The following is a 13,182-nucleotide window of genomic DNA, read 5'->3' on the forward strand; positions in this document are numbered from 1 at the left end:
AGAAAAATCCGTTTATTCATTGAGGAGGAGTTTACATGCAACAGAAAGCCTTGGTCGTCATCGATATTCAAAATGACACGACAAAAAACTACAAAGAAGTCATCGGGACGATCAATCAGTCAATTGATTGGGCGGTCGAACAGAACATGCATGTGGTCTATATCCGGCACGAAGTTAAAATGCAATCTTTTAGCAAATGTCCATCATTTAGTTCACTAAAATATTGAGATATACAACAAATAATTAACTATGATTATTGAAATTGTATAAATGATATAATTAGTCTATAAGATTAGCAAATCGTTAACATTAAATACCTATAAAGCCAGTCAATTCTATATAGAGAAAGAAAGGATTACTAATTTATGAAGCATAATGACTTAACTTTTTTTACGAATGAGCCTGAAAGAAACTTGCATAATCGATTTGATAGTATTCTTTCTAGTAACACGCAGTATTTCGACGTTCTTGTGGGATATTTTAGAACTAGTGGATTTCACTTATTATATCCTTCATTAGAAAAAGTAGAAAAAATACGTATTTTAGTTGGACTTAATGTTGATTCTAAAACTATTCAGATAATTGAACAAAGTAAAAATGAGCAATTAAGTTTGAACCTTTCAAGTAAGCAAGTGAAAAGTTCTTTTAAAGAAGATGTAATTCAAGAAATAAAAAATTCTGAAGATACTCATAGTGTGGAACAAGGAATACATACCTTTATCAAATGGCTTCAAAGTGGAAAGCTGGAAATGAGAATTTATCCAGAGGCTTCAATACATGCAAAAGTTTATATCATGAGAAAAAATCCTGATAAAGTTCCTGATCAATATGGAAGTGTTATTACTGGTTCTAGTAATTTTAGTAAATCGGGATTATTGAATAATTTGGAGTTTAATGTGGAATTAAAAGACAGTCGAGATGTTGATTTTGCATTGGAAAGATTTGAAGATTTATGGGTTGAAGGAATAGATATATCGAGTGAATATATTGATATAATAAAAGAGAATACATGGTTAAACGATGAAATCACTCCATATCAAATGTATTTAAAAACTCTTTATGAATATTTTTATGAAGAGTTGAATGCTGATTTAAATACATCTTGGGTAGAGGTATTACCAGACAAATATATGCGACTTCAATATCAAATAGATGCAGTTGTACAGGCAAAAAAAACATTAGATTCTTATGGCGGTGTTTTTATTTCAGATGTTGTTGGTTTAGGGAAGACATATATATCTGCAATGTTGGCTCGCCAATTACACGGGAAAAAACTATTCATTTGTCCACCTGTTCTTAAAGAATATTGGGAAAAGGTATTGTTAGAGTTCAATGTAGCAGCAAAAGTAGAATCGCTTGGAAAATTAGATCAGATACTTGAATCAGGAATTGAAAAGTACGAATTTGTGTTTATTGATGAAGCTCACCGATTTAGAAACGAAAATACAGAAAATTTTCGTAAATTGCACGAAATTTGCTATAACAAAAAAGTGATATTAATTAGTGCCACCCCCCAAAATAACTATTCAACAGATATTGGAAACCAAATTTATTTATTTCAACCTAAACACAAAAGTACAATTATTCCTGGAAATAAAAATCTTGAAAAGTTCTTTCTTACTCTTGAAGGCCGTTTGAAAAAAAATAAAAAAGGTTCTGAAGAGTATAATTTACAACTTAAAGAGAATTCAGAAGAAATTAGAAATAAAGTTCTTCGCAATATTATGATTCGAAGAACACGAAGAGAAATAGAAGAAGTTTATAAAGATGACTTGCAAAGACAAGGCCTTTCTTTTCCGAGATTAAATCAACCAATGAAAATTATATACGAATTTACCAATGAAATAGATAAAGTTTTCACAGATACAATAAGTGTTATTCAAAGATTGGATTATACACGATATAAACCACTAACATATTTAATGGAAATGGATGGACAATTAGCTTCAATGATGACATCCCAAAAAAATATGGGCGGATTCATGAAGTCCATTTTAGTAAAAAGACTAGAGAGTAGTTTTGTAGCTTTTAAGAAAACGCTAAGAAGATTTATTGTGTCCTATGAGAAATTCATTGGAATGGCTATGAAGGGAAAAGTCTACATTGGCAAAAAGGTAGACATATATGACCTTTTAGATAATGGTGATGACGAAAGATTAATGGATATGGTCGAAGAAGATCAAATTCAATCGTATTCAATCGATAAATTTAATGAAAATTTTCTTATTTCCTTAAATAGAGATTTAATATTACTAAAAAAATTAGAAAAGTCATGGGAAGAAGTTAAAAATGATCCTAAGAAAGATCAATTTCTGAATGAACTAGAAAAAAATTCTTTTTTAAAAAATAATAAGATTATTATTTTTACTGAGTCAAAAGAAACTGCAGACTATATTGCTAATTATTTAGAAGAAGAACATCCGGGAAAAGTAATATCTTTTAGCGGACAAGGTACTACTCACATCAGAAAAGTGATAGAGGCCAATTATAATCCGACATTTGAAGGAAACCAAAAGGATGATATAAAATTTCTAGTTACAACAGATGTTTTAGCCGAGGGAATAAACCTACATCGATCAAATGTAATCATTAATTACGATTTGCCATGGAACCCAACAAAAGTAATGCAGCGTGTTGGAAGGATTAACCGTGTCGGAACTCAACATAAAGAAATTTATGTATTTAATTTTTTTCCAACTGCACAGGCTAGTAAACATTTAACACTTGAAGAAAATATCATTTCAAAGATTCAATCTTTTCATGATACCTTGGGAGAGGACTTTAAGTATTTATCTATAGAAGAGGACGTAAACTCCCATAAATTGTATAAAATTTTAAATAGTGAAAACATTTATGAAAATGAAAATCAAGAAGGAGTTTCTGATCAAATTTATTTAAAATACCTTCGTGAGATTCGTGATAGTCAACCAGAACTATTTGCTAGAATAAAAAAAATCCCAGGTAAAGCTAGAACTGGGAAGTTAGTAAAAAATATGAATAGCAATGTTACCGTATCTTTTTTACGCAAAGGATCTTTAAAAAAGTTTTTCCTTAGTGATGGTGTAACTACTCTAGAAAGAACATTTAGTCAGGCTATTAAACTAATTGAGTGTGAAGAAATGACAGAGAGAGTAAAACCAGAAATTGAATATTATGAGCACTTACAAAGTAATAAAAAGTATTTTAATCAATCTTTTCTTATAGAAGATGAAATTATAATTGAAAAATATAAAAAAACAGGAAACGATAAAACTATAATTAAATACTTAAAAGCAATGTCGAGCTTGCAAATATATAATTTGGAACAAAAGAATAATATAAAAAAATTGTTGAAATTATGGGAAGACGGTAATATTCCAGCTTCTGTATCAAAAGAAGTGATAGTAAAAACTAAAGGGTTATCAAATCCTCAACAAATATATTCATTAATAGAAAGTACTGTTCCAAAAAGTTATTTGAAAGTTGATAGGGAAGTTAATCCATCTATCAATGTAGATGGGGTTACAGAAGTTATTTTATCTGCTTATTTAAAGGGGAAATAGATGTGGAAACGCAAAAAGAAAGAAAATTAGCTGAAGTATTAGATTACGAATTCGATTTGAATAAATATGCGAAATTTTCCTCAGAGCTATTTAATAAAATTGAAGTAGATTCCGCTTTTAGACGTACCAGCATATGGAAAGAGTATGAAAAGCACATTGCTGCTTATTATAGAGTAGGTAGCTATATTGATGAACAACAAAAGAAAATTTTGATATTGGCAGTGGAAATAAAAAAAGAAAAAAGTGTTGAAAGAGCTAGAACAATGCAAAGAAATTTTATTTCGAGGTTGTTATCTGAATCAAATAATTTTGACAGTGCATTTGTTGCATTCTATTCTCCAGAGGAAACGAATTGGAGACTATCTTTTGTAAGGTTAGACTATACCTTCGGAGAAGCTGGATTAGAGCTGGATTTAACTCCAGCCCGAAGATACTCCTATCTAATTGGAGAAGGAGAACCAAGTCACACAGCTAAGACACAGCTTCTACCGATATTCGAAAACGATCGAAAAAATCCCACTATTGAAGAACTTGAAAATGCATTCAGTGTAGAAAAGGTAACAAAAGACTTTTTCGATCAATATAAACTTAAATATTTACAATTAAAAGAATATCTTGAGCAAGATTTTGATTTTATTAATGAGACGAAAAAGTTAGGTTTTGAAGTCCCAGTCTTTGCAGAACAATTTTCAAAAAAATTAATGGGTCAACTTGCATTTTTATATTTTCTTCAGAAAAAAGGATGGCTAGGGGTCAAAATTGTTCCAAGAAAAGTGTCACAGAATGTTTTTAAAGAAATTTGTAACTTAGTAAATCAACCCGAAAAAGAAATTTTAAAGAAAGTATATCAGTTATCTGAAGAAAATAGATATAACTTAAATACTTCTTTAATAGCTTCAAATAAATTTAGTGATTATGAAGCTGAAATGTTAACAAATATTTTTGTTAACAAGTCCTCTGATAAGGAATGGGGGACTGGATATAAACGTTTTATTTACGATATCCTTTGGAGACATTGTGAGGAGAATGATGGGAACTTCTTCGATGATTATTTGGAACCTTTTTTCTATGAAGCATTGAATAAAAAAAGGGCAAATCATTACTTTAAAAAATTTAATTGTAAGATACCTTTTTTAAATGGTGGATTATTTGAACCATTAGAAGGATACAATTGGAAAGGTTTGAATTTCAATATTCCAAATGAACTATTTTCTAACAAGAGCAAAAAAGGAAAAAAATCTGACGGTATATTAGATATTTTTGAAAGATTTAATTTCACAATAAATGAAGATGAGCCTTTAGAAAAAGAAGTAGCAGTAGATCCCGAAATGCTAGGTAAAATTTTTGAAAATTTACTTGAAGTTAAGGATAGAAAATCAAAAGGGGCATTTTATACACCACGTGAAATTGTTCACTACATATGTCAAGAATCCTTAATAAATTATTTAGTTAACAAAGTTTTAGTTCCCTATGAAGATATGAAAGAATTTGTTTTATATAGTGATCTCATTAGGGATACTGATAGCCGCAGTGGAGTAGGTTTCAGTAAAAACCTGAAAATTAAAGATATCATTTATAAAAATATGATTAATATAGACCAAGCACTTAAAAAAGTGAAAATTGCTGATCCAGCGGTAGGATCAGGTGCATTCTCTTTAGGAATGTTAAGTGAAATAGTTAGGCTTCGAAATAATATTACTGACTATCTAGTTAAATTGGATAATCAGGGAGAACTTGGTCGTAGATACGGTGAAATTCAATTAAGAAAGAAGCGATCCTTGTACGATTTGAAAATTTATACGATACAGCATTCTATTTTTGCAGTCGATGTAGATAATAGTGCAGTTGATATCACTAAACTACGTTTGTGGTTATCGGTTGTTGTAGACGAAGTTATAACAGAAGAAACACCTTTTCCGCAACCTTTACCTAATCTAGAAATGAATATAATGGTAGGTGATAGTTTAGTTGATGAATACGAAGGGATTAAGTTATTTGATGAAACTGTTCTTCATAAAAATAAGCAAATTATCAATAGCTCTGATTTTAATTATCATGGAGAATTTCGAAAACAAATTGAATTATTTGTTGATCAATCAGATGAAATGTTAGAAGAGATGTTTAAATTGCAGGACCGATATTTCGATGAAGAAGATTCAGAGAAAAAAGTTGTATTAAAGAAAAGAATTGAAAACGTAAGAGAACAATTAATTGAATACAAATTAAACCGTGAGGGAAATCAAAAGGGATATGAGAGTTATCAAACCTTGAAAAAGGATAAAAAAGCTCCATATTTCTTATGGTATTTGGAATTCGCTAAAGTATTTAAAGATAATGGTGGTTTTGACATCGTCATAGGAAATCCTCCATATGTAGGCTTTCATAAAGTTCCGAATAAACTCTACTTTAAAGAAAAGTATTTATCAGCAAGAGGAAAATATGATTTTTATGTATTATTTATTGAACGTGGTCTAAATTTATTAAATAACAAGGGCATCCTGTCTTATATTTGCCCCTCTTACTTCTATAAAAGAAATTACGGGAAAAATATTCGGAATTTATTGTTAGAAGAAACGAAAATTAATTTTATTTGCGATTTTCAAGATGTTCAAATATTTGATAGTGCTTTAACATATACATGTATATTTTCAATTGAGAAAAACAAAGATAATCAAAACCATAACATCCGAGTAATTACTAATAATTTATACGGAGAAGAACATCTCTTAAATCAGAATACTTTAAAAGAACCTGCATGGTCTTTAGAAAATGATCAATACCAAGAAATCATAAAAAAAGTTAAAATGAAATGTCAAAAAGAATTAGGAAGTATTACGAAATCAATTTCGCAAGGTATAGTAACCGGTAATAATGATATCTTTATTCAAAATGAAAATTTTATTAAAGAAAATAATATGAACTTCGATTTTTTTGTAGAGATATTCAAAGGCCGGGACATCCGTAATGGAAAGTTAATTAGCCAGGGTAACTATTTATTTTACCCTTATCGGACAAACGAAAATGGTGAAAATGTCCTTATCCTTGAAGATGAAATTAGAGAAAAAAATCCAAATTTATATGAATATTTACTTTCAAAAAAGTCCAAACTATTATCAAGAGGTTACTTTTTAAAAAGTAATAAAAAATGGTACGAGTTATGGAACCCTAGAAATAAAAGTCATTTCGAGAGTGAAAAGTATGTCTTTTCAGAAATTAATGATCGAAATGACTTTGTATTAACAGATGCATGTTATTATTCTGACAGTGCCTGTGGTATGGAGTTAAAGGATGATTTTGTAGATTATAAAATTTATTTACAAAGATATTTAAACTCGGATATTATCACTGCGCTTTATAAGAAACTTTCGGTACCTAAAGCGAATGGTTATTTAATTTTTAAAAATGCATTTTTAAAAGGCTTGCCCGTATATTTACCGGATAACTATGAGGAAATTGTAATCAATGAAAAAAACTTTGATAAGTATTTAATAAAAATTTTTGGATTGTCTGAAGAAGAAGTACAACGTTTATTAAAGGGTTGAAGATCTATATAGTTCTTTCAAAAAAATGATTTACAAGAGCTGGAGAAAAAGGATTTAATGAACTGAACCTTGAATGGTGGACACTTATTAAAAGTCCCCATTCGGTTTTTTTTGTGTATAAAGATATCGATATACTGCATACTGCACCTATTCAATTTAGACGGTAGAACTATTCATGAACAGATGCAGCACTTTCAATCCAGATCAAATCAGACAACTTGAAACGAATCTTCACATAGCCTCGGCATCAGATTATACGATTCAATACAAAGGAAAATTTAAGATTCACGCTGTACGTGAGAATTTAGCTGGTAAGCGACCGTTACAAATCTTTGAAGAAAGCGTCTTTGACCTGGATATAATCGATAAGCAAAAAACGAACGAAGCGTTAAAACGATGACGGAAGACTTATCGCATTTATGGGGAAGAAGAACTCCTGAATGAGAGAAGTGGAAAATCAAATCTTGGAGGTCGACCGAAAAAAATGATTCCGTCGAACGACGCCTTGCGAAAGCTGAAGCACGAATTAAGTACCTCACAGCGGAAAAAGAATTACTAAAAAAGCTCGAAACTTTCAAAAAAAGGCGAAGTACCGAAACTAACGGCATCTGATCGCTATCAGGCAATCAATACTGTCTTATTGAAACAATCATCGGGTCAGTTCTTGACCGATCTATGTAAGCTAGCTTAAGTGAGCCGCAGTGGTTATTACGTCTGGCAAGTACGGACGGGTAGTGTTTCCTTTCTGGAAGAACGCGACTATGCGGACTACCTCCTTCTGAAGCGTGTTCATAATCGTCATAAAGGGAAAATCGGCTATCGTGGTCTTTACATGGAGATGCTTGATCTTATTGGGGAACCGATGAATCATAAACGTATTTTGCGTATCATGAGGAAGTTTGGAATCGTGACGAAAATCCGTAGGCAGAACGCTTACCGTAAAATCGCTAAAGCGACATATGGACATAGGACTGTACCAAACCATTTGAACCGTTGGTTTGATCAAGAAGAGCCTGGTAAGGTATTCGTTACAGACATCACTTATCTTCGCATTGGATCTGGACAAACTGTTTATCTCTCCTGTGTAAACGATATCGCTACAGGTGAAATTATGGCACATCATATATCTACAAGCCTCCATATGTAACTTGTACTTCATACAACGAATAAATTTGCAGAACGACTTCAAGGGAATGTACACTCGGACATGATACATTCCGATCAAGGATTCCATTACACGCATCCGAGAGATGGGAATGCTTCAATCCATGTCTCCATGTCTCATAGAGAAAACTGCTTGGATAATGCCCGATAGAATCGTTCTTTGGGTACTTTAAATATTACGTCGATTATAAATTAGAATATGAACTCGATGAGATCTATGTCACGGTCGATGCTTACATTGATTATACAATAGCGAACGAAGACAATTGAAACTACAAAAGATGGCTTCGGTACAATACCGAAGCCATCTCAGATTGTAGACAAACCCTCATTTCAACGTTGAAATGAGGGTTTGTCTTATGTAGTCGTATAAAATAGTGTGAAAAACAAGGATTCCCACCGGAATCCCATGACCAGTTCGCCAATTTTTTGAGGTTCAAGGCACTAAAAGTAAGCATCGCTTGTAGCGTTGTTTTTTTCAGACCACGATATCGGGCCCAACGCATGCCATGCTTTTCTTTTGCATCTGCGAAGACACGTTCGATGGTCTCCTGTCGTTTTTGATACAATGCCCGATTCACAGGAGTATGCCGTAAATGCTCCACCTCATCCATTGCCTCCTGCCAAATATGACGTAGAATCATTTTTTTATTCTCTTGGCTCTTCGTGCACTCTGAAAGAAAAGAGCACGACGCACAGATGGTTGAATCAGAGACATATTCCCGGTAGCCTTCCCGAGTGGTCGTCTGATAACGAAGAACTTGATTCTTGGGACACAGATAACAGTCATAGTATTCGTCGTAATAGAAGTCTTTCGTTTTGAACATTCCTTTCACCCCTCTGGGGCGTGTATAAGGAAAAACAGGTAAGATGTTTCGTTGAAGGAGATGACGTGCGAGTTGGACGGTCTTGTAGGCAGAGTCAGCTACGACAGCGGATGACTGACCAAAACGATGACTGACGGACTCAAGAAGAGGTTCAAGCATTTTACTATCATGTACATTGCCAGGTGTGAGGATCATTCCAAGTACGAAGCCATTTCGATCACAGGCTGTATGGCAAGAATAAGCGAATAGTCGTTCACGTTCCCCCTTCACGTAATAACCACTCTCGGGATCTGTCGTACTTTCCTTGATTTCCCTTGTTTCAAGACGGCTCTCCTTGGGGGTGAAGGGCTTTTTTCCATGAAGTACCCGATCCTCGTTGATTTCCAGGTCGAGTTCTTCTTTATACTGTTGGATAGCGCGACGGACAATCTTTTTCTTCTTGAACTTCCGTTTGTTCGCGTTCGCCTTAATGTGTGTGGAATCCATGAATAGGACCGAAGGGTCCACGAACCCAGCATCGACAGCTTGTGAGAGAATACGATAAAAGATAGTTTCAAACACATCCGTGTCCTGAAAACGCCGGACGTAATTTTTTCCAAAAGTAGAGAAGTGCGGTACTTTCTCATCCAGCCGGATTCCGAGAAACCACCGATACGCGACGTTCGTCTCAATTTCCTTGATGGTCCGACGCATCGATGGAATACTAAACAGGTACTGGAGAAGTGCCATCTTAATCAATAGAACAGGATTGATACTAGGTCTTCCGTTATTTTCACAATACAGTTTCTCTACTAAAGGATAGACGAATTCAAAGTCCATGACCTGGTCCACTTTTCGGACGAGATGGTCCTGCGGGACCAATTGTTCCAATGTGATGGTGATGTTCTCAGAACGATGATGTTGGTCTCTTTTTCCCATCATAATGAGTCCTCCTCTTTCGAATGTCTATGCTAGTTTTATACCCGGAAGTATGAAAGAAAAAGCGTTTGTTCGCTCGAAATCGCTTCCTAGGGAAAAACAAGCAGGAGCGACCCAGCAGCGAAGCGATGCGGCGCGATGCTTGTCCCAGGAAAACGATTCGAAGCGAACAAAAAAGCGGTTCTTCTCGATCAAGAGAAAAACCACTACTTTGTCTTCAGTCTGAGATGGCTTCGGTACAATACCGAAGCCATCTCATAGCAGCTTAATACGTTAAGGGTGCTTTTATTAAACTGTCCAAACTCTAGGGCTCAGTTCAAAGAAGATATATCGATGTTTTTTATAGTCCGACAGTTTAATTTTTTTAAATCTCTATTCAAACACTCTTCAGTATCATCAGACGCGATTGAATGATCAACGAATCGTTTTTAAAGCACTGGCCCAAGGAATGACCTGGTCGAGCATTTGGTTGACGGAGTCTGCTTGAACGGGAGCTGCTTTTAACACCGCTCCATTCTCAAAGTCAGTGAACAGTGAAAGAGCAGGGTGGACCCGGACGTCGGCAATCAACAATTCGCCTAAAATCCCGCGTAAATGTTCTGCTGCCCGGGCACCGCCGACCGAACCATACGAGACGATACCGGCAGCTTTGTTGTTCCACTCAACACGAAGGTAATCGAGGGCATTTTTTAAGGCAGCGGCAATTGAATGGTTGTATTCCTGTGTGATGAACACAAAACCGTCTTGTGCAGCAATGGCTTCAGACCAGGCGGCGGCACCGGAAGCATCGCCGTCTTTTTCACCGAGCAACGGTAATTTGTAGTCAGTAATGTCAATGATCGTATAGTTGGCGTCCCCACGTTTGTCCGCCAGTTCTTTGACCCAGTTTCCGACCTGCGGGCTTAAGCGGCCTTCACGTGTGGATCCCAGGATAATCCCGATGTTTAATGGTGTCATGTTCGTTTCCTCCTCTAATGGTGGTGTTTCCTTTGAACCAAATAGTTTACTGAATAGATTCAAGATGATCCCTCCGGATTACAAATATTCTTTTTCGATCTTGCGTGTGCTGCGGACGGTATCGATCGGGCGGACCATTTGCTCGATTTGTTGACGTTGTGGTTCGAGGAATGGGGGTAACGATAATTTTTCGCCGACCGTTTCATACGGCTCGTCTCCCATGAAACCGGGACCGTCTGTTGCCCATTCGAACAGGACGCCGCGCGCGACACGTGCATACAAGGATTCGAAGAAGAAACGATCGACGTAGCCCGATGTATTGAATTGTAAGTTTTGCATCCGTTCGATCCATTCATTTAAAGCGGCTGTATCTTCGACCCGGAACGCCACGTGATGGACGGTTCCGAATCCTTGGCGTCCGCTCGGAAGGAGAAGGTTATGTTCGACGATGACTTGCGCACCGTTGCCGCCTTCGCCCATTTCAAACAGATGCAGGGATCCGGATTTGTCGATTTCCCGCATCAGCATCGCTTTTTCCAGGACGTCTTTTAACCGGTCAAATTCGGCAATCCGGATGTGGATCGGACCTAAGCCGGTGATGGCGAATTCCAGTGGAACGGGACCGTTTTGCCACGGCGTTCCGGAAGCGATGCCTGCGTTATGCTCATCTGAAATCAGCATGTACTGCTGGTCATCGAAATCAACGAACGAGAGGGTTTTCTTTCCGAATTGTTCTTTGATGCCGCGATGTTTGACGTCATATTTATCAAACCGTTTGATCCAGTAGTTAAGTGCATCGTCCGTCGGTACGCGGAAAGCGGTTTTGTAAATTTCGTTTGTGCCGTGTGTTCCTTGTGGGATGCCCGGAAAATCAAAGAAAGTCATATCAGTGCCGGCTGATCCTTTATCGTCGGCGAAGAATAAATGATAGGTCTGAATATCGTCCTGGTTAACAGTTTTCTTGACCAAACGCATGCCTAAGACGTTTGTGAAGAACTCATAGTTTTTCTCGGCACTGCTTGTGATGGCCGTGACGTGGTGGATTCCTTTTAATTCATTCATCTAAATCGCTCCCTTAATCGTTATTATCTCGAATTCGAGATATATAGTTGAAAAATTTTAATGATTTTGTGCTTGATAGCCTATTTTTTTAGCGGTCTTAATAAAAGATTCGATTTCTGCTTGATCAATCCCTTGGAAAACCTGATTAATGGCTTGTTCATGTTCCGGGAAAATCGTGTCCATCAAGTTTTGACCGTTTGGGGTGAGTTCCGCAAATGTCACACGCCGATCCTCCGGACAGTCTTTACGGGCGACATAGTTCTTTTTTTCAAGCTTATCAATCACGTAGGTGATGCTGCCACTCGTAATCAATACTTTTTTCCCGATCAGCTGTATCGGCTGCCTTCCTTTATGATACAGCAACTCGAGTACTGAAAAATCTGTCGGATTTAAACCGGACTTCGCGACATCCTGTTTGATGACTTCATGAAGCGCATCGACGGCACGGACCATGACCGTCAGTGCTTTTAAGTTCGGATTCGGCTGTTCCATTTCGTTCACCTCTTTTTATCTTCAATTCATATATCTTTAATTCAAGGTAAATATACCATCTGTTTTCTATAGCGTCAATTGTTTTGATTGGTGTCTGATTACAGATCTAGACAGCAGGACAAAAAGAGACAGCCCGTTGAGTGCGGACTGCCTTTAAAAGGGATGAATACATCACCAGTTCAGTTTATTTAAAAACGCAAGAATGTCTTGATTGACTGCGTTCATATCTTTTCCTAACGTCATTAAATGTTTTGAATTCGCAAATCCTTTAATCGTTTTTTGATCCGAAGCTACGCTTTCGAAAATCGTTTCGGCACTCGTCTTGTATGAGGGATCATCCAATTCCCCATACAGGACGCAAACAGGAGAGACGATCGAGGTTAAATGGTCCCGCGTCCGGTTAATGAGTTGTTCGAAGTCAGTCAGCGATTCAAAAGGAAGGTGATCCAGTTCAGCCATTTCAGAGGCAATCTGCTGATCCTCTTTTCCTTCGAGTTGTTTATAGCGCTTGGCATAATAAACGATTCGTTTCTTTAGGACGGCTGCTTCCTTATCCATCGGTACGGACAGGGTGACTACCCCGTTGCTCTGCAACTCCTGTGCCGTTTTTAACTAAATTTAGCGAGAATTCTCCCATCTCTAAGCGTCTCAGGGCGAAGCCCAGCATAGGTGGGAGAT

Annotated in this window: 8 protein-coding genes and 1 pseudogene; 4 read left to right on the plus strand and 5 right to left on the minus strand. The window is 36.2% G+C overall.

The genetic code is table 11. The annotated features are described in order from the left end of the window. The first annotated feature begins 35 nt into the window (after positions 1-35). From ABIC15_RS06700 to ABIC15_RS06715, 4 genes and pseudogenes are all read left to right on the plus strand, one after another. Positions 36-227, plus strand: coding sequence for an isochorismatase family protein (locus tag ABIC15_RS06700; protein WP_354020154.1), 192 nt, complete (start codon positions 36-38; stop codon positions 225-227). 138 nt (positions 228-365) lie between these two features. After that, positions 366-3,542, plus strand: a complete 3,177-nt coding sequence (locus tag ABIC15_RS06705; RefSeq protein WP_354020156.1) for a helicase-related protein — start codon at positions 366-368, stop codon at positions 3,540-3,542. 2 nt (positions 3,543-3,544) lie between these two features. Beyond that, positions 3,545-7,084: an Eco57I restriction-modification methylase domain-containing protein gene (locus ABIC15_RS06710; RefSeq protein WP_354020157.1), complete on the plus strand. Its 3,540-nt coding sequence runs from the start codon at positions 3,545-3,547 to the stop codon at positions 7,082-7,084. Between the two features lie 175 nt (positions 7,085-7,259). Next, positions 7,260-8,568 (plus strand): annotated as a pseudogene (locus ABIC15_RS06715) (IS3 family transposase). On the opposite strand, the gene ABIC15_RS06720 reads toward ABIC15_RS06715, so the two are convergent. The 5 genes from ABIC15_RS06720 to ABIC15_RS06740 all read right to left on the minus strand — a co-directional run bounded on the left by ABIC15_RS06720 (position 8,521) and on the right by ABIC15_RS06740 (position 13,098). After that, positions 8,521-9,996, minus strand: coding sequence for an IS1182 family transposase (locus ABIC15_RS06720; protein ID WP_354020159.1), 1,476 nt, complete (start codon positions 9,994-9,996; stop codon positions 8,521-8,523). The pseudogene ABIC15_RS06715 and the gene ABIC15_RS06720 overlap by 48 nt on opposite strands. 411 nt (positions 9,997-10,407) lie before the next feature. Further along, positions 10,408-10,950, minus strand: a complete 543-nt coding sequence (locus ABIC15_RS06725) for an NADPH-dependent FMN reductase (protein WP_483298754.1) — start codon at positions 10,948-10,950, stop codon at positions 10,408-10,410. A 78-nt stretch (positions 10,951-11,028) separates the two neighbouring features. Continuing rightward, complete coding sequence (locus ABIC15_RS06730; protein ID WP_354020162.1) at positions 11,029-12,012, minus strand: ring-cleaving dioxygenase; 984 nt, start codon at positions 12,010-12,012, stop codon at positions 11,029-11,031. A gap of 57 nt (positions 12,013-12,069) precedes the next feature. Next, on the minus strand, positions 12,070-12,504 hold the full coding sequence (locus ABIC15_RS06735) for a MarR family winged helix-turn-helix transcriptional regulator (protein ID WP_354020164.1): 435 nt from the start codon (positions 12,502-12,504) through the stop codon (positions 12,070-12,072). A gap of 171 nt (positions 12,505-12,675) precedes the next feature. After that, positions 12,676-13,098: an alpha/beta hydrolase gene (locus ABIC15_RS06740; protein WP_214848419.1), complete on the minus strand. Its 423-nt coding sequence runs from the start codon at positions 13,096-13,098 to the stop codon at positions 12,676-12,678. Positions 13,099-13,182 lie beyond the last annotated feature (84 nt).

The organism is Exiguobacterium sp. PvP048, assembly GCF_040549175.1.
Taxonomy (GTDB): domain Bacteria; phylum Bacillota; class Bacilli; order Exiguobacteriales; family Exiguobacteriaceae; genus Exiguobacterium_A; species Exiguobacterium_A artemiae.